This window comes from Myxococcus qinghaiensis (assembly GCF_024198215.1).
GTDB lineage: Bacteria > Myxococcota > Myxococcia > Myxococcales > Myxococcaceae > Myxococcus > Myxococcus qinghaiensis.
Map to the genome: position 1 here is coordinate 19,330 of NZ_JAKCFA010000033.1, position 20,029 is coordinate 39,358.

A 20,029-nucleotide genomic window follows, 5' to 3' on the forward strand; every position below is an offset into this window, starting at 1 on the left:
TTCTCTGGTTCGATTTGACATCCAGCTTCAAGTACACTTAGCGTTCAACTCGAAAGGAGGCACCACATGAAGATCAAGATCCACGTTCGCGGCGGCCCGAAGGCGCGCTAGTAGTCAGTTGTTTTGACGCCAGCTGTCGAGGCTGGTCGTCCATCGTTTTCGATGACCAGAGGGGGGTTGATGGGAATTTTCCATCAGCCCCTCCTCTCATTTCAGGCAACGTCTTGAACTTGCAGGTGCTCGTTCCCGCCAGTCTCGTGGCCTCCCAGCGTTGGGCGGTACCTCAACCCCAACCTTGCAAGTCGGGCAGGTTCGCCCGCCATTTTGTCTCTGCTCCGCCGTGTGCCGCGCCAGCATTGCTGAGCGAATCGGCCTGATTGAGATGGCTTAGCACCCTCCTCCGGCCTGCTGAGACAGCCATCCTCCGACCTGCTGAGTCAGCCTCCCTCGGCCAGTCATCACGGTTTCAATGTTTCAATGGGAGCAGCCCGCCTCCATCCAGGGGCTGCACGTCACCTTCACCGACGCCGACAAGGACGGCCTCGCCGATGCGCTGCCCTACAGCCCGGGCAGCGGCACCTCGACGCCGTACGCCAACACCAGCGACGGGTTCGTCGCCCAGCCGGTGGGCGCCTTCGCGTCCGTGGGGATGGGCGTCTCGGCGCCGCTGGCCGCGGACGTCGTCGGCAGCGGCAACGCCGAGCTGTACTGCCTGGTGGCGGGCAAGGCGCGTACCTGCAACTACGGCTCCGCCTCGCCCCGGGCGCATACCGCCGGGCGCTACCTGCTCGGCTATCAGCCGACCGCGCTGGGCACGCTCCCGGCTGCGCCAGCGGCTGCGTAGGGGGCACCTCCCGCGAAAGCCGCGATGGACGCGGCGGCGGGAAGGACCACGGCGAAGAGTTTGCGGTCTTCCGCAGCCAGGCCAGCGGCCCGGTGGTGCACCGCCAGTTGACGCGCGGCGCGCTGAGGGAGCTGGCGCGGCAGAAGTTCCGCCCGCCCGCAGCCGAGCACACCTGCACCATGACTACGGCCCCCGCTGCCGAGAGGACTACCGAAGCGAAGCGGCAAGGGCCTGGGGCTCCTCCTCTGGCGGCGCGGCGGCGGCGGCGGGAAGCACCGTGGTCCCCTCGTATTGCACCGACTTGGGGTAGGGAAGTTCCAGGCCGTTGGCGTTGAAGGCGTCGAACAACAGCCGGTTGAGCAGCCGCTTCACGTCGAAGTGCGTCCCTGGCTGGACCTTGGCTTCAATGCGAATGGTCATCCAGCTCTCATCCATGCTCTCGATACCCAGCAGCTTGGGCATCTCGGACACCTTGCCCGCCGACAGCAAGGGCACCTGCTCGCAGACCTGGCCAATCACATCCAGCACCTTCTTCAGGTCGCACTCATAGGCCACGGCCATGTCCACGACCGCCAGCGTCCAGCCGCGACTGTAATTGATGACATTCTTGACTTCACCATTGCGGAGGATGTGAAGGCGCCCGAAGCGATCGCGAATGCGGGTGATGCGAGGCGTTATCTCCTCCACCACGCCCTCGGTATCGTTGATGCGGATGTAGTCGCCGTTCAAGATCTGGTCCTCGAAGAGCAGGAAGATGCCATTGACCATGTCCGTGACGATGGCCTGTGAGCCCAGGCCCAAGGTGAGGCCGACGATGCCGGCGCCAGCGAGGATGGGGGTGGGGTCCACACCCAGGTCGCTGAGCACCATCATCCCCACCAGGAAGTAGACCAGGTACGTGGAGGCTCTCTGGATGAGGGCGACGAAGGTGTTGCGCCGCCGGGCCTTGTCATCCAGGTCGAGGCCGTCCACCTTGAAGGCCCGGGCGATGAGCAGCCGGACGAACTCCACGGCGACGCTGGCGGCGAAGAACAGGGCGATGACGCGGATGAGCACCGGCCCGTACGGAGCAAAGGGCTCCAGGCCTTGGAACCGACGAATGATGAGGGTCGCCACCGAGATGTAGACGATGGCCTCCAGGCTCCGCTGCCCCACCGGAAGCAGCCGGCTGAGGGCCAGGAAGTACTCCTCGTACTTCGTGGCCGTGCTCTTCGCCCGCCAGGATTCGACCAGCCGACCCGACATCAGGTGAAGCAAGGACACCGCCAGGCGCCCACCGCTGATGCACAGCAACACGAAGACGATGGTGCCAACGAGCCAGTCGAACGCGGCCGGGGGCTGCAGCGAGGTGACCGCCACGCCCACCGCGAAGTAGGCCAGCACCAGCTTGATGAAGCCGGGCCCCTGCTCGATCGCCTTCTGGGCATGTGCCCTGTGCTCCGGGCTCAGTTGCCACTCGTTCACCCTGCGCTCGAGCCGCATCAGGAGCTGGCGCGCCGTCCGATCCAACACCAGGAAGGCCGTCAGCAAGAGCACCAGCAGCCCCGCTCCGCGCCCCAGGGCAGACAGCCCCTCCGCCGTCACTCCCGCCAGCAAGGCCTTGAAGGAGGGCTCCAGGTCCTTCTTCGCCCACAGGGAGAAGCCCAGCACGGCGATGCCGATGATGACCACCACGAAGGACAGGAGGGCGGCACTCAGCCGGGCGCGCTTGCGAAGCGCGTCCGCCATCTGCTCCAGCGCCTTCACACCCATCAGCCGGATGCCCTGGTACAGCAGCGCACTGGAGGCCACGAGCGCGGCCCAGAGGACGAGCAGCTACAATGCCACGCTCAGTCCGACGAGCCATGCGTTGTTCAACTCGACCGTATCCGCAAGTCGGAAGATTTCCATGCGCCGGGGCATAGCACACCAGCGAACACATCGCGCCCCGCCCCCGAGGAGGAACAGCGGCTCCAACTTCTCGCCAGACAGGAAAGGCCGCGAGCAGTTCGCCGGGGTTCCCATCCAGTGCGGGCAAGACAAGCGTTGAGCCTGGGGCAGCGGCTGGGAGGGAGTGCGGGCTCCGTCTCCAGGGTGAAAACGGACCGCCGTCCCGGCTGCTCCGGAATGCCATCCACCTGGGCGACTCCGCGACTGCCATGGAGCCAACGCTCCAGGTGGGCAACTGCTGCGTCCTTGGTGTCAACTGAAGCGGATCACGCCCAGCGTCACGTCATCCATGGATGAGGCCGTCACACCACGGACCTACGCCACGCGCGAGACACATGTTCCTGTCCGTCTTGGGCGAAGCACCGCACCAGTTCGTCCCGACCGCGCGTTCCGTGCTCCAGCAGATATGCGAGCTCCGCGGGCATCAGCACCTTGACGGTGACGAGCCGGACCTCTCCGGCTGGCGTGGTGAAGCGGCCAGGCAGCGTGCTCGACTCCATGCCTAGCAATACCCCCACCCTGCCCTCTTTCGTCAGCAGAGGCTCGGGCATTCCCTGGCCTGAGACTTCCATGGAGAGGAAGCCTGTCTTCACCTTCTCACGGACACTTTCGTGTTCCGCGATTTCATCTCCCACCCGCTCCAGCAACAACAGGAGCCAGCTCTTCTCGATGTGCGCCTGGGGCTCGTTCGTCTCCAAGGCCAGTTCCAGGCCGAAGCCCACGGACGGCTCGGGCTCCACTCCGTCCACGACGAAGAAGTCCGAGAGCCCATGCGTCACCAGCAGGGTCCGCCCGTGCTCGCGGTGGATGACACGCCACATCTGACGCCGGGCCGGCCAGTTGCCACCCACGACGATGGGAATGATGACCTCTTCATCCAATTTCCCCAGGGTGCGCCAGAAGACGCTGCGGGCAGCGTCTGCCTGATCCGCCAGAGCCATGAGCTTGTGGTTGCGTTCTCGCTCCTCTGGACTGATGGCGCTCGGACCGGTGACCTCCTGGAACTTCGCCCCCGTGACACCCGCTCGCTCCAGCGCCTCCTTGATGTCCTCGGACACGATGATTGTTCCAGTCCACCCCCAGGTCCGGAACACCTTTGCATCACCCACCTTCGTCGGGTCGATCCGCATATCATATACGGCCCGGTATTCGCCGAGCCTGTCCGGTCGACCATCCTCCGGCGTCCAGTACCTCACCTCGGTCGATGCGTTGTCATCAATGCACCGGATGAGCCGAGTAGCGACAAGGATACAGTACGGCTCAAACAGCCCGTCGATATCGACCGGTATGCTCTGCACGTCGTCAGGTGCCAACTCCGTGAAGATGTTTGAGACTCTCTGATGAACTACGGGGGCGCCACCAACATCCGCCCGTGTGAAATCGAGAGGGCTCCCTGGATGGTAGATGGGAATCCGGAGTCGTTCTGCAATTGCAACGGGGCGACCATCCGCGAACTGCCATGGGTCGTCCACCTCCTTTCCCTGTGAATCCGTGGGGTCTCCCAGCAACCAGCGCCCCTGGCTCCCCATGTCATCCAATAGCTCAAAGAATCGCTTTGCCATAAGTCCGTCCTCACAGCCCGCGTCACCAGCTTGTTGAGCTTGGTGCCCGACGTGGAGATCTCCCTCGCCAAATCCGTCAGTTCCGCCGTCAGACTTTCACGACACTGCTGGATTCTTCTGCAATGCCTCATCGCGTCCTGCAATCGGCGGAAGATCTCTCGATGGTACTCAACGGGGTGAGGCCCCTTGTGGTCAGGTACGCGGACCCTGTTGACCGCGTCATTGAGGGACATTCCGGCCCGGTCGAACAGCCTCTGGAATTTGGGGGACCACGGGCCATCGTTATTGAAGGAGTCCCACCATTTGTTCGTGGCGATGTGATGCTCGTGGGCACTGGTCGCTACGGGCTCGGACGCCACGGCTTGCGTACCGCCTGCCGTCTCCGCGAGAGCCTCCGGGTCCAGGGCGATGGTGATGACGCCTCCCGCTGCCACCGCCACGGAGGTGACCTGCCCCGCTGCCGACAACCTGAAGCCACCCTGCCCTGCACCCACCAGCGCGGCCTGTGCGGAGCCGGGGAGCGTGGGAATCCGCGCCGCCAGCGTCTGTGCCGTACCCCCGAGTGCCGCCATCGCCAGCATGACGAACGCGCGCGCGGCGTTCCTTCCCATCACCTCTCCGTACTTCTCTCCCGCGTCCTGAATCCCATCGAAGCTGGTTGCCTCCTCCACCTCCTTCGCCAACGCCCGCCAGCCCTGGACGAGGCTCCACATCGTGTCCCATCCCAGGTATGCGATGAGCGCCACCGTCAGCGTCGCGGCGATGCCCTTCGAAAGCAGGGGCTCGGGCACCAGCCACAAGGCGAAGTAGACCGCTCCCGTCGTGGCGAGCATCGTCATCATCGACTCCTTGTCCGTCAGCTCCTCCAGGGCCTCGGCCGTTTCGTCCCAGACCGAATCCAGCGCCAGGCGAAAGGCCAGGATGCGCTTGCCCTCCTCGTCCAGCGTGACGCCCTCGTCCAGCAAGTGAAGGCAGTCTCGGGACTGCTCCTGGCGTTGACACCAGCGTCCGTAGGCACTCGCCAGCTCCGTCTCCGCGTCCGGCGCTTCGGCCACGAGAAGGCGGCCTCGGCGTGGCTCCTCGACAGAGACCAGTCCCAGGCGTCCCCGCACACGAGTGACGGCACGAGGGGGCTCGAGGTTGAACAGCCGCATCGCGGTGTCCCTCGGCCGAGAGGGAAGAGGCGCTGTGCTCGCCAACCGCTGGAGCGCCTCGTTGAACTCGTCGGCGTCGAGTCTCGCAGGCTCATCATCGGTGCGTGGCTCGTAGACGAGAGGCCGTCCTTCGCCCGTATCCAGTCGCACCCCCCTGGAGGCCGCACACCCCGAGCCCATCAACACCAGCAGCACCACGGCGCCCCACCGCAGCGTCATGCGCCTCTCCCGTCATCGCGACCCTCTCGAGAGTCGAAGTCCATGAAGTACCAAAGCAGCCCCATCACACCCAAGGAGCGTGAGAATCGGCGCTGCATGCCGCCTTGGCGCAGGGTACCTGCACCATGAGTACGGCCCTGCTCGCGCGGAATGAGCCTGCTCCTGCCCTCCTCCTTCCAGGCCGGGCAGAGCGCCAGGACAGCACAGAGGTCCACTCCCGGACGGCCCAAAACCCGCCCTTCTCCCTCTGAAACCCGAGGGAGGCGACTCACAGGTCCCCTGGTCGCTTCGAAGTTCTTGCGGTGACGCGACGCTCCCGATATACGGGCCCTCACTTCACGGCCAGGTAGCTCACCTGGTTAGAGCGGCGGTCTCATAATCCGCAGGTAGTCGGTTCAAGTCCGACCCTGGCCACTGCCCCGGAGTCACTTTCTGAGTGACTCCGGGGCTTTTCTTTTGCCGGAATGCTCTCGGCGGCGTGCCCTGTGCTCCGTGTACGCCCCTCCCCTCGCCTACGCTGGAAGGATGCGCTCCACGCGAACCAGAGCGCCCTCGTCGTCCACGGTGGCCACGAGCTGGAGCGGCATCTCCCCCTCGGAGAGCAGCGACTGGAGCCTCTGCGCCACGGAGTCGACGGCCTCTCTGACCGCGACATCCGGACCTTCGAGACCGCGCTCGGCATCCTTCAGTCGGGAGCGGAGCTGCCCTTGATGCTCTTCCTCGGTCGACTCCCAGGTCATCCATCCCCCCCTTGAGTGCAGGGATGCGCAGCTCGGCCGCTTCGAAGAACTTCTTCTGGCGCTCCGCATGACGCTGCAACGCAAGCCCGCGTCAATCGCGACCTCCTCATCACGCAACCCGCCGCCACGGCTCCGGCCATCAATCCCAACCCGAATTGAATCCAGCTTTGCATAGGGCCCCCACCGAGGTTCGCGAATCAAAGGAGAGCATCCGGCGCCTCCGCCTCGGAGACTCCCAGGTCGACGTCGGGCGCGGGCTCGCCCTGGGAATCCAAACAGCCCGGCAGGCCCAATACCACCCAACACGCAACCAACAGCTTGCGAAGTCTCATCAGCCACGAGACCTGTCAATCCCGTCACACCGGTGCGAGCCCTGAGTCGCGTTCGGATTGACCCATGCACCAGCCCACGGCGTCGGCCCGAATCCAGGGCCGACGCCTCACGACATCAGCTCAGGAGTCGTAGCCCGTGTAGCCCTGCAGCACGACGACCTTGCGCGTGGCCGGGTAGTACAGCACCGCGTACTGAAGGAACTCATGGCAGTTGTGGCAGGGCACTTCCTGCGTGGCAATCCACGCCTGGACCGTCCCACCACTGGCGAAGGAGTCAATGGCCGCCAGCACCGCGAGGCCATTGCCGTAGTAGTTCGAGCTCAGGAAGATGCTCTGCGACAACCCGGCGCGGTTGGTGAAGAGGCCATCCTCGGGGAACGGAAACCCCTGGTTCTGCTCCGACAGCTTGTTCACCACCGCCTGGATGGTGACCGGCGTCGCGGGGCACTGCGGCGTGACATAGGCCTGGATGGTGTCCATGTAATGCCAGGCACCACTGTTGGAGCCGGCATTCCACGCCACCCGCGTGGGCTCCAGCGAGGACGCGTTGATGGCCGTCAACGACAGCGGCACCGCGGTACATACCTTGGCCTGTGACGCGGCGAAGCCATCCACCTCCACCAGCGACACGGACTCCCGAACTCCCTCGGCGCTCGCGGCGAACGAAAAGACAGCGGCAGCGGCAACGCACACACGACGAATGTTCATCAGGACGCTCCAGGTGAGAAGTCCGCGAAATACCACATCAATTTGAGAGAACGGCTAACAAAGGTGTCACTTCCACCCCGTGGGGCGCGGGCCGTTTTGTTGACGAGTCCTCGGAGCGCCCTCCTAATGCCCGGACAGGTCGGTAGCGGCCTGTAGCAGCCACGCCAGGAGGAACCCCCGATGCAAGATGGAAACGCCAGCCCCCTGAGCCCCGAGCTTCCCGCGTCCCCGGCCACCGCCGAGGGCTCCGTGAATGCACGTGGGCCCGAGGCCGACATCGTCTCCACCCACGTCCTGGTGCCGGAGGAGCAGGTCCAGAAGCTGCGCGAGCTGGCGCGGCGGACCCGCATCCACCAGAGCGAGTACCTCCGCGAGGCGGTGGAGGACCTGCTCGGCAAGTACGGCCGAGGCCCCGCGAAGGAAGAAGGCCAGTCGTGACGAGTCGGGCCTTCATGCAGCACGGAGCGCCACCCCGTACGCGCGAGCACCTGTCCCCCGCGCGGCTGTACGACGTGGAGACGACGCGAGGCCCGCGCGCTCGTCCGGCCTCCGAGCGCCCCACCTCCATCCGCGACGCCATCATCCGCTGGTTGGACCAGGAGTTGTAGGACCGACACACCCGGCCCCTGTCTGGAGGCTGGCGACACGCGCGGGCTAGGCTGGCGGCTTTCCTTCCCTGGAGCCCCGCACCCCATGCGCTCTTTCTTCCTGACCGTCACCCTCGCCGTCGCCGCCTCCGGCTGTTCCACCACCGGTGGCTTCCAGAAGCTCTACCCCGGCATGACGGCGCGGGAAGTCGTGGACGCCATGGGCCAGGGCCCTACCCGGGCGCAGGAGTTCCCCGACAAGTCCACCGCCTGGTACTACGGCGAGGACCGCTGCGTGCTGATGCGCGATGACAAGCTCGTCGCCAAGTCCACGTCGAAGGACCGCATCGCGGTGGACACCCCCGTCGTCACCATCCGGGACACCGCCAAGGCCCAGTGCGCGCCGGAGGGCTACGCCGACGAGGGCCACAGCGAGCACCAGGTCGAAACGCCCTTCGGCACCATCAAGCGGAACATCGACCCCTGACGCCGTGAAGCCGCGCCCGCGAGCACCTCGCGGGGCTCACGTCGTGGGCGCGGGGGCTTCGCCTTCCTTCTCCAGCTTGCCCGCGATGTCCTTGAAGGACATGTGTCCCAGGGACATGAGGAGGATGCCGAAGCCCACCGTCTGCACCGTCTGCGCGAACCACAGCACGTTGGCGTAGGCCAGCCCGCTGGCATTCACGACGGTGGCGGGAAGGAAGAGGCTCAGGCCCACCTTGCAGGCCGCCTGGAACGTGCCGACCATGCCGGGCGCCGCGGGAATCATCAGCCCCACCACCAGCACGCACAGCACCACGTACGCCTGGAAGAGCGACAGCTCCATGGGCTGGCACGCGGTGCCGGCCGCCACGCCCGAGCAGTCGAAGGCGTTGGCCAGCAGCACCATGCCAAAGCCGTTCAGGCCCCAGTAGCCGAAGGTGAAGAGGAAGAAGAGCGCCACCTGCCTGGCGTCGGGCAGCTGCCGCATGGCGCCCACGAAGGTGTCGACGACATCCGCCACCTTGTCGGCCAGGCCCGGAGCGAGGCGGCCCACCGTCGCGCGCACCAGGCCCACGGTGCGCTCCTGCTGCCACAGCCCGACGAGGAGGAAGAGCAGCCCGCCGCCGAACACGGCGAACATCAGCCACGAGCCCAGCTTGACGTAGCGGACCTCGGGCGTCTCGTTGGGGACGAAGAAGAGCAGCACGCGCATGGACGAGGCGACGAAGAGGCCGTCGACGATGCGCTCCAGCACCACGGACGTCATCGCGGCGCTGCGGCGGATGGAGCTGCGCTGGGCGATGAGGAAGGGCCGGGCGAACTCCCCCAGGCGGAACGGCAGCACCAGCAGCATCATGAAGCCGATGCCGGAGGCCTCGTTCAGCTTGCGGAAGGGGATGCGCTCCATGCCCGACAGCAGGCTCCCCCAGCGCAGCGTGCGGAACACGTGGATGGCGAAGAGGCAGCCGAAGTACGGCACCAACCAGACGTAGTTGGCCGACTTGAGGCTGGCGAGCTGGGTGCCCCAATCGGTGTCCCGGAAGGCCCACCACAGGAAGAGGACGGTGACCAGCAGGCTGGCTGTGAGCTTGACGGCGCGTTTCACGGCGGCCGGGTATACCGTCAGTCGTGGTCGGACTCCAGCGACTCTCCCGCCAGGAGGTGGGATGGGTTGCCCCGAAGGAGGCGGCTGGATGCCTCCTCCCCCACCCTGCTCCTCAGCTCCCCGAGCGCCCGGCCCACCCACTCCCGCGCGCCCACGGGGCCGTGCAGGTCCGTGGCGGCCACGGCGTAGAGGCCGTCGTCCAGGAAGGCCCGGGCCAGCTTCTTCGCCAGGGGGCCATAGCGGCCAATGAGCGCCCCCACGTCGAGCTGCAGGTGGGCGCCCGCGCGCACGGCCTCCGCGGCGCGGCCCTTGCGCTCGAACTCCAGGCACCGCTCGGGATGGGCGATGAGGGGCACCACGCCCTTGGTGCGGATGCGGAAGAGGATGTCCGGAAGCGCGGGAACGGGCGCGGTGTAGGGCAACTCCACCAGCGCCACGCGCCCTCCGCCCAGCATGCGCGCCGAGGGTGTCCCCAGGCCGCGCAGGAAGGCGTCATCCAGGAGGTTCTCCGCGTTGCGGCCGAGCGACAGCGGGATTCGCGCGTGCTCCAGCGCGGCCGTCAGCTCCGCGAGCCGGGCCTCCACGACGTCGACGGGCGCGTACTCGGGGCGGGCGTGAGGGCTGGGCGCCACGGTGGAGAAGCCCAGGTCGACCAGCGCGCGCGCCATCTCCAGCGCGTCCTCCAGCGTGCGTGCGCCATCGTCCACGGCGGGCAGCAGGTGGCAGTGCAGGTCGACGAAACCGCTCACGCATCCTCGCGCTGGCGGTCGGGGTGGCTGCCGGAGGGCAGCTCATCCTCCGTCTGCTCGGCCTGGCGGTCGGGCATCCGGTACTCCTCCCCCAACCACCGCCCCAGGTCCACGGCGCGGCAACGCCGGGAACAGAACGGGAAGGCCGGGTTCTCGGCCCTCGGAGGGGCCTGCTTCTTACAGATGGGACACGTAATGGTGCTCATGATGGGCCAGTCCTTAGATATGCCTTGAGGCTCTCGCGGGCCAGGACGTTTCGTGCCCGCTCGCCCCAGGGAGAGGTCCGCGCCATGAAGGTCATGCGAATCACCGAGCCGGGAGGCCCCGAAGTCCTCGCGGAGGAGGAGCGCCCCGAGCCCACGCCCGGCCCCGGCGAGCTGCGGGTGCGCGTCCGGGCCACCGCCCTCAACCGCGCGGACCTGCTCCAGATTCGCGGGCGCTACCCCGCCCCGCCGGACGTGGCCCCGGACGTGCCCGGCCTCGAGTACGCGGGCGAGGTCGTCGCCGTGGGCCCCCGCACGCGCCGCTTCAAGGTCGGTGACAGGGTGATGGGGCTGGTGGGCGGCGGCGCCTGGGCGCAGATGCTGCTCACGCACGAGCGCGAGGCCCTGGCGATGCCGGAGGGCATGGACTTCACGGACGCCGCCGCGCTGCCCGAGGCGTACCTCACCGCGTACGACGCGCTGGTGCTCCAGGGGGGCTTGAAGCCGGGGGAGACGGTGCTCGTGCACGCGGTGGCCAGCGGCGTGGGCTCCGCGGCGGCGCTGCTGTGCCGGGCCTCGGGCGCGCGCGTGGTGGGCACCGGACGCAACGCGGCCAAGCTGGCGCGGGCCTCCGAGTGGGGCGTGGCGCGCACGGTGCTGTGCGAGTCGTCCCCCCCGCGCTTCGCGGACGCCGTGCGCGAGGAGACGGGCGGCCGGGGCGCGGACCTGTGTCTGGACCTGGTGGGCGGGGACTACGTGCCGGAGTCGCTGCAGGCCCTGGCCCCTCGGGGACGGATGATGCTGGTGGGTCTGGTGGCAGGACTCCAGGCCGACCTGAACCTGGGGCTGCTGCTGACGAAGCGGCTGAGCCTGACGGGCACGGTGCTGCGCAGCCGCCCCATGGAGGAGAAGATGGCCCTGACGCAGAGCGCGGAGCGCCACCTGCTCCCCTTGTTCCGCACGGGCGCGCTGCGGGCCGTGGTGGACGCGGTGCTGCCCAAGGCGGAGCTGCGTCAGGGATTGGAGCGCATGGCGCGCAATGACTCGGTGGGCAAGCTGGTGGTGCGCTGGGAGTGAGCGGGGCCCGTTGCATGCCATCGCGCTGATGAAGGCGCGCGACGCGCTTGTCGGCATCTCGATGAACGATGCCGGCAAGACGTTCGGCCCGGCGATTGTCGCCGTGGCCACGCTCGTCTGCGCGCGGTGGTTCCTCAGGCCCGACCCTCGGATTGGAATGGCTTGTCTGGGTATCGCCACATGCAGACTCGCAACCGACAACCACTGTCAGTCAATGGTGGATGACCTCCATGCCCTCACGTCTGAGATTGTCATTTCCGCTGGCGTGGCCTTTTTCGCGCAGCTGATGGAATGTCGTGACGCAGCAACGCGATGCATCAGCCCCTGGGAGGTCACCTCCCCGTGTCGTGGAACGCCGCGCACGGTCCTTGACGGCGCCAGGCGCGGCGACTTAGCTGAAGACTGAATCACCCCTCAACTCACGGATTCGCCGCACACGTGCGGCCCGGGAAGGCAATGCGCTACATGGGACACCTTCGGCATGGCATGGTCATCGGCTTGGCGCTGCTCGCGGGATGTGGAGGTCAGGAGGGCACGGAGGTCGGGGCGGAGCACCCCGAGGCCACCGGCACCGTCGAGGCCGCCCTCTATGAGACTCCGGACAGCCTGGCGGGACTGGTAGGCACCTACTCCCGCAGCTGGCCTCCGGCGGCGACGGAGGAATTGCTCACGATGACGCTGACGGGCACCGAGTACATCGACCGCGTGGAGGGCAGCTACGTGCGCACGGTGAGCCGCACCTGCCCCGTGCTGGGCTGCAACACGGAGACGGGCAGCTTCTACGCGCTCCCCAACAACCCCGCCATCGGCTCATTCATCGCCTTCAGGGACCTGGCTGGCGTGACTCGCGACGTCTATTCCATCAGCCAGATTCAGCGCAGCCTCTTCACCGGGAAGATCACCGGCATCATCCTCCAGAAGGGCGTCAACAACTCGCAGCCCTTCACGATGACTCGCGTGGGCTTCTGATTCACCGGGGCGCCCGGGTGCCTCCTGCAAGGGCGCTCCGTCAATCCCAGCCGTACCAATACTTCTTGTCGGGATTGTAGGAGTACTTCCAGAAGACGATGGTCATGCAGGTGATGCCGTAGGTGTCAGCCGTCCTGCGGAAATAGCCGCCGTCGGCGATGCCCGGCCGGTGCTCGGGTGAATCCTCCAGCTCGCACGAGGGCGCCTTCGACAGGTGCGCGGGAATCAGCTCCGCCACCGACTCGGGGTACTGCCCCGTCTCGGCATGGTAGGTGTCCAGCGCCTGGATGAGGGGGGCGAACTCCTCCTCGATGCGGTCGAACCGCCAGGACATCCCCCGCGTCATGCCCGCATAGGCCAGCGCGATTCCGCCCAGCAGGTACGCCGGGATGATGAAGTTCACGGCCCTCCGGCCGGGCAGGAGCGCGCGGACGAGCGTCACCAGCGCCAGCACCCCTCCCCCCAGCACCAGGAACGGCACCAGCAGGGCCGCATTGAACGAGCGATGTCCCAGCAGCGTCATCGTCGCCGCCCCCAGCAGCACCAGGACGGGCAGAAGCCAACGTGTCATCCCGTCACCGTAGCAGTCGGGAATGACCTGATGTCGCGCAGCCGACGCCCCGTTCGAGGCCCGTTTCCGTCCGGGGTGCACGACTGCACCCAATCGCCAATCACACGACACAGCCCTGCCCTCGCGTTCACATAGGCAAGCAGGCAAGTACGGTCAAGATTGGCAACGAGAGCTTTCTCCGGAAAGTCGGCCCCCCCCTAGAGCTCTCGTCCATCGGCGGACGTCCATTCTCCGCGAACAGGGATTCGTCAGCGGCCCCTCCCTGTCGGCCCGCCCTCATCGAGATTCGCTGAAGCACGGCCCGCACCCTTCGCGGGGGCGATGGGCCGCTCGCGCTTTCCCGAGGCCCCCCTGCCTCTCCGAGTACCCCCATGAAGCCAGAACCCACTCAAACCGCCCGCAATGCGCCCATTCCCCATGCTCCCCCGCCTGGAGCGCTGACTGCCTTTGGCCCCGGCACTCGCATCCAGCACTACGAGCTGATTCGACAGCTCGGCAGCGGAGGCATGGGAACCGTCTTCCTCGCGCGAGACACCCGGTTGGGCCGGCGCGTCGCCATCAAGCTGTTGCACACGCGGGACGCGCAGTTCGCCCGTCGCTTCATCCTCGAGGCCCGCACCACGGCGCGGTGCGGCCATGAAAACATTGTCATCATCTACGAAGTCGGTGAGGCCCATGGCACCCCCTACATGGTGCTGGAGTACCTGCAGGGCCAGCCGCTCGACAAGATTCTGAAGAGCAGCCCGCGACTGCCTCCGTCGCGCGCCGTGGAGCTGGTGTCCCCCATCCTCCGCGCCCTGTCCTGCGCGCACGCGCACAAAATCGTCCACCGCGACCTCAAGCCGGAGAACGTCATCGTGACGGACTCCGGCACCATCAAGGTGCTGGACTTCGGTATCGCGAAGGTGCTCCAGGGCGACGAGCATCGCGGTGAGACGGACCCGCGCGCGCTCCTGGAAGGGCTGCGGCTGCTTCCCCCACCGGGGCCCCGGAATGAGTCCAGCCACCTGACGCGCCAGGGCGCGTTGCTCGGGACGCTCGCGTACATGTCTCCAGAGCAGTGGGGCAACGGCATCCCCGTCGACCACCGCACGGACATCTGGGCGGTCGGCATCCTGCTGTTCAGCATGCTCGCCGGACGTCATCCCCTGGAGCCCCTGCGGGGTCCGCAGTTGATGGTCACCGCGCTGCTCGAGGAGCCCATGCCGTCCCTGCGGGCCGTGCTCCCGGATGTCCCCGCCGAGCTCGCCGCCGTCGTCGACCGGTGCCTGCTCAAGCACAAGGAGCAGCGCTTCCCGGATGCGCTCGCGGTGCTGCGGGCCCTGGAGCCGTTCCTCCCCGGCCGGTTCGTCCACGAGGCGGGGCTCGATGAGAGCCCGTATGCCGGCCTCGGCTCGTTCCAGGAGGCGGACTCGGCGCGGTTCTTCGGCCGCTCGCGGGAGACCGCAGCGCTCGTCAATCGGTTGCAGGACCAGCCGTTGCTCGCGGTCGTCGGTCCCTCGGGTGCGGGCAAGTCCTCCTTCGTGCGCGCGGGCCTGGTGCCCGTGCTGAAGCGGACGGGAATCCCCTGGGAGTCGCTCATCATCCGCCCCGGTCGAGACCCGCTCGGGGCCCTGGCCAGCATGGTGGCGCCGCTCGTCACCTCGTCGCCCACGTTGGAGGAAGACCTCCAGAAGCAGCAGCAGATCACCGCGCATCTGCGGGTGGAGCCGGGCTATGTGGGCGCCGTCCTGCGAGCCCGTGCCCGGCGCGAGCGTCGGCGCATCGTGTTGTTCATCGACCAGTTCGAGGAGCTCTATACGCAGGTGCCCGATTCGCGGGAGCGCCGTGCCTTCACGGCCTGCCTGTCTGGCATCGCAGACGATGCGACGTCTCCCATCCGCGTCGTGCTGTCCTTGCGCTCCGACTTCCTGGACCGCGTCTCGGAGGACGAGCGCTTCATGGCGGAGCTGTCTCCGGGGCTGTTCTTCCTGACGGCACCCCAGAAGGAAGGCTTGCGGGATGCGCTCGTGCAGCCCGCGGAGATGGCGGGCTATCGCTTCGAGTCTCCCCAGATGGTGGACCAGATGCTCCAGCACCTGGAGACGACGCCGGGCGCCCTGCCCTTGCTCCAGTTCGCGGCCACCCGACTGTGGGAGGCGAGAGACCCCTCGCGCCGGATGTTGACGGAGAGCGCATTCCAGCAGCTCGGCGGAATCGCGGGGGCGCTCGCCACGCATGCGGACAGCGTGCTCGCGAGGATGTCGTCTCCGGAGCGGGCCCTGGTTCGGGCCATCTTCCTGCGGCTCGTCACGTCGGAGAAGACGCGCGCGATTGTGTCGCTGGAGGAGCTGCGCGAGCTGACCCGGGACGCGGACGCGCTTCAGCGGCTCATCGACAGCCTGGTCCAGGCGCGACTGCTCGTCATCCAGACGGGGACCAAGGCCACGGGTGCGTCGGTGGAGCTGGTCCATGAGTCGCTCATCTCGGGCTGGCCCACGCTGCGCAGGTGGCTCGAGGAGGGCCAGGAGGACTCGGCGTTCCTGGAGCAATTGAGGAACGCGGCGCGGCAGTGGCAGGCGAAGGCTCGGGACAGTGGGCTGCTTTGGCGCGGTGAGATGGCGGATGAGGCACGGCGATTCCAGCGCCGATATCGGGGGGAGCTGCCGCTGTTGCAGCGGGCGTTTCTGGAGGCGGTGTCGGCGCAGGCGACGCGGTCGGCTCGGATGAAGCGCGCGTTCGTCGTGGGTGCGGTGACGTTGGTGACGGTGTTGTTCGCCTCCGCGGCGGTGGCGCTGGTGGTCATCCGGGAGGCACAGCGGGAGGCGGAACAGCAGGCCATCATCGCGCTGCGCGCGGAGGCTTCGGCGCGCAATGCGGAGTTCCTGGCGAAGCGTTCCGCGGCGGAGGCCCAGGAGCGACTGGCGGAGGTCCAGGCCAAGGAACTGGCCCGCCAGGAGGCCCAGCTTCAGGTCGATGCGGCCAATCTGCGAATTGAATCGACTAACGACGAGCTGGTGAAGAAGAACTCCGAGCTGAGCAGGGCGGTTCTCCGGGCGCGGTGGGCGCAGTACCGGGCGAACGAGGCGCTGCGACAGGCCGAGCACAGCGCCCAGCAGGCTCGACAGGCGCGCGCCGAGGCTGAACGGCTGCTGCAACGTGAGCAGGAACGGACGCTGCGCATCCAGTCCTCGCTCGGAAGTTCTTTCATCGAAACCTTGAAGTAGGACCGAGGCCCCCATGACTGCGATTCAGAAACATGGCTCGCGTGGACGCGGGCTGGCCGTTGTGTTGATGGTGGCCTGGGCGAGCGTGTCCATGGCGCAGCGTGTGGACACGCCGCTGGATGTCGGAGGAGACCGGCCGTGGGCACTGGGGGTTCCACCGGATGAGCAACAGGCAGCCCAGGCGCTCTTCTTCGAGGGCAATGAGCGCCTGCGGGAGTCGGTCTTCGTCGAGGCGACCCGGAACTACCGCCGGGCCCTGCGGCACTGGAATCACCCGGCGATTCACTACAACCTGGCGCTGGCGTTGATGAACCTCGATCAGCCCATCGAGGTCTACAAGCACCTGAAGTCGGCGATGGGTCATGGGCCGGAGCCGCTCGACGTCGGCAGGTATGAGCATGCGCGCTCGTACAATGCGCTCCTGGAGAAGCAGCTGGCCTGGGTGGATGTGAAGTGTGACGAAGCGGGTGCGATTGTGACCTTGAACGGGCAGTCGCTGTTCAAGGCGCCCGGGAGGTATCAGGCGTTCATCCGGCCCGGCGTGCACAGCATCGTGGCCTTCAAGGATGGGTATCTGCCGACGGAGAAGCGTCAGCCGTTGATGCCGGGTGAGAAAGCGGAGCTGGACCTGGAGCTGTACACGGAGGACGAGGTCATCCGCTACAAGCGCCGGTGGTCGGCCTGGGTGCCATGGACGGTGCTGGGGGCGGGGCTCGTCATGGGGGGCGGGGGCGGATTGATGCATAGGAAGGCGAATGAGGCCTTCCGGGATTTCGACTCGCGTATCACGCCCACTGGGAGCCCTCTGACCAGGGACCTGGCGGGGCTTCGAAGAACGGGCTTCAGGTTCCAGGCGGGCGCCGTGGGCGCCTATTCACTGGGGGGCGCCGCCGTCATGACAGGGACGGTGCTGCTCTATCTCAATCGGCAGCGGGCCTATCGACTCAATCCAGACGAAATGGGTCCATCCATGGTCATCGCCCCCGCCGTCGACTCCGAGTCGAAGGGCGTCGTCGGCTCGGTCCGTTTCTGAAGAGGTGGCTCATGAACCAGCATTCGTTCTTTCGCGGCATCCTCACGTCACTCACCCTGTCGGCCCTGTCCTTCGGCCCGCTCGCCTGTCTCCAACCCGGGAGCACCGTCTGCTCCACGGGAATCGTGTGCCCCTCGGGCGAACGTTGCGCGGCGGCCCAGGAGATATGCATCACCGACAACTGCGGCGATGGAGTCATCCAAGCCGGAGAGGCCTGTGATGATGGCAACATCCACAGTGGTGATGGTTGCAGTTCAACGTGCAGCTCCAACGAGACCTGTGGCAATGGAACCACGGATTCAGGCGAGCTCTGCGACGACGGGAACACGCTCGACGGCGACGCATGCAGCAAGGACTGCCTCTCGGACGAGTCCTGCGGCAACCTCACCGTGGACCTCGCCCAGGGCGAGCGGTGCGACGACGGCAACAAAGAATCGGGTGACGGATGCAGTGGCGACTGCAAGTCCACTGAAGTCTGCGGTAACGGAGTCATCGATTCGGCCGCGGGCGAAGCCTGTGATGACGGTAATCGAAGCAGTGGCGACGGGTGCAATCCAGACTGCCTTTCCAACGAAGCTTGTGGGAATGGCGTTCTCGATTCAGGCCAGGGGGAACTCTGCGACGATGGAAACACGAACAACGCGGATGGCTGTAGCTCCGACTGTCGCTCCACCGAGCGGTGCGGCAACGGCACCGTCGACGTGAGCGAAGGCGAACTGTGTGATGACAGCAACACAGACGATGGCGATGGATGCAGCGCCAACTGTCGCTCCCTCGAAGGCTGCGGCAATGGCATCCGCGACACCAACGAACAATGCGACGACGGAAACGGCAAGAACGATGACGACTGCCTGAACACATGCCGGATCGCGACGTGTGGAGATGGCCACCTCAGAGCCACCGGCCTTTCGCCAGAGGCCTGCGACGATGGAAACACCAGCGCTTGTGGCTCATGCAACTCCTCCTGCACCAGGGCTCAAGAACCAGGTCAGGCCAGGGGAGCCATCGCTGTCGATGGAACGATTATTGAGGGAGAGATTGTCTCCATCGGCATCGGGAGCGTTCGTCGCACCTTCGAGTTCACCAGAACGGGAAAAACCCCTGCTTCACATGTCGCGATTTCCATTCAAGGGCTGAATGGCAACGCCGCCATCGCGACAGCCCTCCTGAACGCCATCGAGTCCACGACCAGAAACGACCAGGGAGAGCCCCTTCGAATCAAAGCCACCCAAGCCAAGGGAAGCTCCACCGTGAAGCTGGCTGCCATGGACCCAGGCTCAGCAGGCAACCAGCCCATCATCGAGTCAGTCGCGGACCCGAAATTCACGGTGACCACCATGAGCGGAGGGGCCGGCTACGACTGCCCCGGCGACACGGGATGTACGCAGCACTCTGACTGCGACCCAGGCGACGGCACCATCACCTGCGTGAAAGACGACGCCCAGCTCGTGGGGAAGTGTGGCCGGCGCCCCTAACGGACAGTTGCACCCGCTTCCCGGGCCCATATCCTCCGCCGCCATGGCCACCCACTTCGACCCCAGCGCCGCGGCGCAGCCGGGCTCCGGCGTCTTCGGACTCCCCCACTCCCCCGATGAGGCGCACGTCGTCCTCATCCCCGTCCCCTTCGAGGCCACCACCAGCTACGGCGGCGGCACCTCCGAGGGACCCGCCGCCGTCCTCGACGCCAGCCGCCAGGTCGACCTCTTCGACGTGGAGACCGGCCGCCCCTACGAGCGCGGCATCGCCATGCTCCCCGAGTCCGAGAAGCTCCGCGACTGGAACACCCGCGCCAAGGAGCGCGCCCAGGTCGTCATCGAGGCCGGCGGCATCCACTCCGGCGAACCCGAGCTCCTCGCCGCCGCTCGCGACGTCAACGCCCTCTGCGACCAGATGAACGAGCTGGTCTACCGCACCACCAAGCACTGGCTCGACCAGGGCAAGCGCGTGGCCGCCGTCGGCGGAGACCACTCCATCTCCTTCGGCATCATCCGCGCCCACGCGGAGAAGTACCCCGGCCTGGGCGTCCTCCACCTCGACGCCCACGCCGACCTGCGCGTCGCCTACGAGGGCTTCACCTGGTCCCACGCGTCCATCATGTACAACGTCTCCGAGCGCATCCCCGGCGTGAAGACGCTCGTCCAGGTCGGCCTGCGCGACATGAGCCAGGAAGAGCACCGCTACATCGAAGACTCCCAGGGCCGCGTCCACGGCTTCTTCGACGCCGCCCTCCAGAACAAGCGCTTCGACGGAATCCCCTGGAACCGCCAGGTCGATGAGATGGTCGCCCTGCTCCCCCAGCAGGTCTACCTCTCCTTCGACATCGACGGCCTGGACCCCGTCCTCTGCCCCCACACCGGCACGCCCGTGCCCGGCGGCCTGTCCTTCCCGGAGGCCATCGCCCTCATCTCCGGCGTCGTCCGCTCCGGACGCACCATCGTCGGCTTCGACCTGACGGAAGTCGCCCCCGACCCCGAAGGCAGCGAGTGGGACGGCAACGTCGGCGCCCGCCTGCTCTACAAGATGATTGGCTGGATGCTGAAGTCCCAGAAGGCCTGAGC

Annotated in this window: 19 protein-coding genes, 1 tRNA gene and 2 pseudogenes; 13 read left to right on the top strand and 9 right to left on the bottom strand. The window is 66.8% G+C overall.

Features of this window, described 5'->3' with window-relative positions:
- The first annotated feature begins 469 nt into the window (after positions 1-469).
- Positions 470-844, top strand: a complete 375-nt coding sequence (locus LZ199_RS40875; RefSeq protein WP_253999228.1) for a hypothetical protein — start codon at positions 470-472, stop codon at positions 842-844.
- 41 nt (positions 845-885) lie between these two features.
- Positions 886-1,017: pseudogene (locus tag LZ199_RS47140) on the top strand (helix-turn-helix domain-containing protein); the annotation flags it as partial.
- A 34-nt stretch (positions 1,018-1,051) separates the two neighbouring features.
- Here LZ199_RS47140 and LZ199_RS40880 read toward each other — a convergent pair.
- The 3 genes and pseudogenes from LZ199_RS40880 to LZ199_RS40890 all read right to left on the bottom strand — a co-directional run.
- A complete protein-coding gene (locus tag LZ199_RS40880; RefSeq protein WP_253999229.1) occupies positions 1,052-2,635 on the bottom strand; it encodes a mechanosensitive ion channel family protein in 1,584 nt (527 codons plus the stop codon).
- Positions 2,636-3,075: 440 nt separating this feature from the next.
- The gene (locus LZ199_RS40885) at positions 3,076-4,335 is read right to left on the bottom strand and encodes an imm11 family protein (protein ID WP_456094068.1); all 1,260 of its coding nucleotides are present in this window, start codon (positions 4,333-4,335) and stop codon (positions 3,076-3,078) included.
- A gap of 17 nt (positions 4,336-4,352) precedes the next feature.
- Positions 4,353-5,708: pseudogene (locus tag LZ199_RS40890) on the bottom strand (AHH domain-containing protein); the annotation flags it as partial.
- Between the two features lie 340 nt (positions 5,709-6,048).
- Between LZ199_RS40890 and LZ199_RS40895 the strand changes: the two are divergent.
- Positions 6,049-6,122, top strand: a tRNA-Ile gene (locus LZ199_RS40895).
- 98 nt (positions 6,123-6,220) lie between these two features.
- Here the strand turns inward: LZ199_RS40895 and LZ199_RS40900 are convergent.
- Positions 6,221-6,448 carry a hypothetical protein gene (locus LZ199_RS40900; RefSeq protein WP_253999231.1) on the bottom strand — a complete coding sequence of 76 codons (228 nt, stop codon included), beginning with the start codon at positions 6,446-6,448 and terminating at the stop codon, positions 6,221-6,223.
- A gap of 452 nt (positions 6,449-6,900) precedes the next feature.
- Positions 6,901-7,488 (bottom strand): hypothetical protein, encoded by a 588-nt coding sequence (locus LZ199_RS40905; protein ID WP_253999232.1) that lies wholly within the window; start codon positions 7,486-7,488, stop codon positions 6,901-6,903.
- 180 nt (positions 7,489-7,668) lie between these two features.
- On the opposite strand from LZ199_RS40905, the gene LZ199_RS40910 reads away from it, so the two are divergent.
- From LZ199_RS40910 to LZ199_RS40920, 3 genes are all read left to right on the top strand, one after another.
- Positions 7,669-7,926, top strand: a complete 258-nt coding sequence (locus tag LZ199_RS40910; protein WP_253999233.1) for a ribbon-helix-helix domain-containing protein — start codon at positions 7,669-7,671, stop codon at positions 7,924-7,926.
- Positions 7,923-8,096, top strand: a complete 174-nt coding sequence (locus LZ199_RS40915) for a hypothetical protein (RefSeq protein WP_253999234.1) — start codon at positions 7,923-7,925, stop codon at positions 8,094-8,096. The genes LZ199_RS40910 and LZ199_RS40915 overlap by 4 nt, the downstream gene beginning before the upstream one ends.
- Before the next feature lie 85 nt (positions 8,097-8,181).
- Positions 8,182-8,562 carry a hypothetical protein gene (locus LZ199_RS40920; protein ID WP_253999235.1) on the top strand — a complete coding sequence of 127 codons (381 nt, stop codon included), beginning with the start codon at positions 8,182-8,184 and terminating at the stop codon, positions 8,560-8,562.
- A gap of 36 nt (positions 8,563-8,598) precedes the next feature.
- On the opposite strand, the gene LZ199_RS40925 is transcribed toward LZ199_RS40920, so the two are convergent.
- The 3 genes from LZ199_RS40925 to LZ199_RS40935 are packed head-to-tail and all read right to left on the bottom strand — an operon-like array spanning position 8,599 to position 10,618.
- Complete coding sequence (locus tag LZ199_RS40925) at positions 8,599-9,663, bottom strand: lysylphosphatidylglycerol synthase transmembrane domain-containing protein (RefSeq protein ID WP_253999236.1); 1,065 nt, start codon at positions 9,661-9,663, stop codon at positions 8,599-8,601.
- Between the two features lie 17 nt (positions 9,664-9,680).
- Positions 9,681-10,412, bottom strand: a complete 732-nt coding sequence (locus tag LZ199_RS40930) for a tyrosine-protein phosphatase (protein ID WP_253999237.1) — start codon at positions 10,410-10,412, stop codon at positions 9,681-9,683.
- On the bottom strand, positions 10,409-10,618 hold the full coding sequence (locus LZ199_RS40935) for a DNA gyrase inhibitor YacG (protein ID WP_253999238.1): 210 nt from the start codon (positions 10,616-10,618) through the stop codon (positions 10,409-10,411). Before LZ199_RS40935 ends, LZ199_RS40930 begins: the two co-directional genes overlap by 4 nt.
- An 84-nt stretch (positions 10,619-10,702) precedes the next feature.
- Here LZ199_RS40935 and LZ199_RS40940 point away from each other — a divergent pair, with 84 nt between their 5' ends.
- From LZ199_RS40940 to LZ199_RS40950, 3 genes are read left to right on the top strand one after another with little or no spacing between them, the layout of a single operon-like run.
- The gene (locus LZ199_RS40940) at positions 10,703-11,692 is read left to right on the top strand and encodes an NAD(P)H-quinone oxidoreductase (protein ID WP_253999239.1); all 990 of its coding nucleotides are present in this window, start codon (positions 10,703-10,705) and stop codon (positions 11,690-11,692) included.
- Positions 11,693-11,702: 10 nt separating this feature from the next.
- Positions 11,703-12,098, top strand: coding sequence for a hypothetical protein (locus LZ199_RS40945; RefSeq protein WP_253999240.1), 396 nt, complete (start codon positions 11,703-11,705; stop codon positions 12,096-12,098).
- Positions 12,099-12,157: 59 nt separating this feature from the next.
- Positions 12,158-12,661 (top strand): hypothetical protein, encoded by a 504-nt coding sequence (locus tag LZ199_RS40950; protein ID WP_253999241.1) that lies wholly within the window; start codon positions 12,158-12,160, stop codon positions 12,659-12,661.
- 40 nt (positions 12,662-12,701) lie between these two features.
- On the opposite strand, the gene LZ199_RS40955 is transcribed toward LZ199_RS40950, so the two are convergent.
- Positions 12,702-13,232: a hypothetical protein gene (locus tag LZ199_RS40955; protein ID WP_253999242.1), complete on the bottom strand. Its 531-nt coding sequence runs from the start codon at positions 13,230-13,232 to the stop codon at positions 12,702-12,704.
- 371 nt (positions 13,233-13,603) lie between these two features.
- On the opposite strand from LZ199_RS40955, the gene LZ199_RS40960 reads away from it, so the two are divergent.
- Genes LZ199_RS40960 through LZ199_RS40975 form a run of 4 tightly spaced genes read left to right on the top strand, consistent with a single transcriptional unit; the run spans position 13,604 to position 20,027 of the window.
- Complete coding sequence (locus tag LZ199_RS40960; protein ID WP_253999243.1) at positions 13,604-16,438, top strand: serine/threonine-protein kinase; 2,835 nt, start codon at positions 13,604-13,606, stop codon at positions 16,436-16,438.
- A 13-nt stretch (positions 16,439-16,451) separates the two neighbouring features.
- The gene (locus LZ199_RS40965; RefSeq protein WP_253999244.1) at positions 16,452-17,471 is read left to right on the top strand and encodes a peptidase associated/transthyretin-like domain-containing protein; all 1,020 of its coding nucleotides are present in this window, start codon (positions 16,452-16,454) and stop codon (positions 17,469-17,471) included.
- Positions 17,472-17,482: 11 nt separating this feature from the next.
- Positions 17,483-18,946 (top strand): DUF4215 domain-containing protein, encoded by a 1,464-nt coding sequence (locus tag LZ199_RS40970; protein ID WP_253999245.1) that lies wholly within the window; start codon positions 17,483-17,485, stop codon positions 18,944-18,946.
- Positions 18,947-18,989: 43 nt separating this feature from the next.
- A complete protein-coding gene (locus tag LZ199_RS40975; RefSeq protein ID WP_253999246.1) occupies positions 18,990-20,027 on the top strand; it encodes an agmatinase family protein in 1,038 nt (345 codons plus the stop codon).
- Positions 20,028-20,029: the final 2 nt, after the last annotated feature.

Excerpts from the sequence above, each read along its gene's own strand:
- LZ199_RS40885 (WP_456094068.1), bottom strand. The coding sequence starts at position 4,335 with ATGGCAAAGCGATTCTTTGAGCTATTGGATGACATGGGGAGCCAGGGG.
- LZ199_RS40910 (WP_253999233.1), top strand. The coding sequence starts at position 7,669 with ATGCAAGATGGAAACGCCAGCCCCCTGAGCCCCGAGCTTCCCGCGTCC.
- LZ199_RS40940 (WP_253999239.1), top strand. The coding sequence starts at position 10,703 with ATGAAGGTCATGCGAATCACCGAGCCGGGAGGCCCCGAAGTCCTCGCG.
- LZ199_RS40875 (WP_253999228.1), top strand. The coding sequence starts at position 470 with ATGTTTCAATGGGAGCAGCCCGCCTCCATCCAGGGGCTGCACGTCACC.
- LZ199_RS40950 (WP_253999241.1), top strand. The coding sequence starts at position 12,158 with ATGGGACACCTTCGGCATGGCATGGTCATCGGCTTGGCGCTGCTCGCG.
- LZ199_RS40975 (WP_253999246.1), top strand. The coding sequence starts at position 18,990 with ATGGCCACCCACTTCGACCCCAGCGCCGCGGCGCAGCCGGGCTCCGGC.
- LZ199_RS40920 (WP_253999235.1), top strand. The coding sequence starts at position 8,182 with ATGCGCTCTTTCTTCCTGACCGTCACCCTCGCCGTCGCCGCCTCCGGC.
- LZ199_RS40965 (WP_253999244.1), top strand. The coding sequence starts at position 16,452 with ATGACTGCGATTCAGAAACATGGCTCGCGTGGACGCGGGCTGGCCGTT.
- LZ199_RS40970 (WP_253999245.1), top strand. The coding sequence starts at position 17,483 with ATGAACCAGCATTCGTTCTTTCGCGGCATCCTCACGTCACTCACCCTG.
- LZ199_RS40955 (WP_253999242.1), bottom strand. The coding sequence starts at position 13,232 with ATGACACGTTGGCTTCTGCCCGTCCTGGTGCTGCTGGGGGCGGCGACG.
- LZ199_RS40935 (WP_253999238.1), bottom strand. The coding sequence starts at position 10,618 with ATGAGCACCATTACGTGTCCCATCTGTAAGAAGCAGGCCCCTCCGAGG.
- LZ199_RS40905 (WP_253999232.1), bottom strand. The coding sequence starts at position 7,488 with ATGAACATTCGTCGTGTGTGCGTTGCCGCTGCCGCTGTCTTTTCGTTC.
- LZ199_RS40900 (WP_253999231.1), bottom strand. The coding sequence starts at position 6,448 with ATGACCTGGGAGTCGACCGAGGAAGAGCATCAAGGGCAGCTCCGCTCC.
- LZ199_RS40960 (WP_253999243.1), top strand. The coding sequence starts at position 13,604 with ATGAAGCCAGAACCCACTCAAACCGCCCGCAATGCGCCCATTCCCCAT.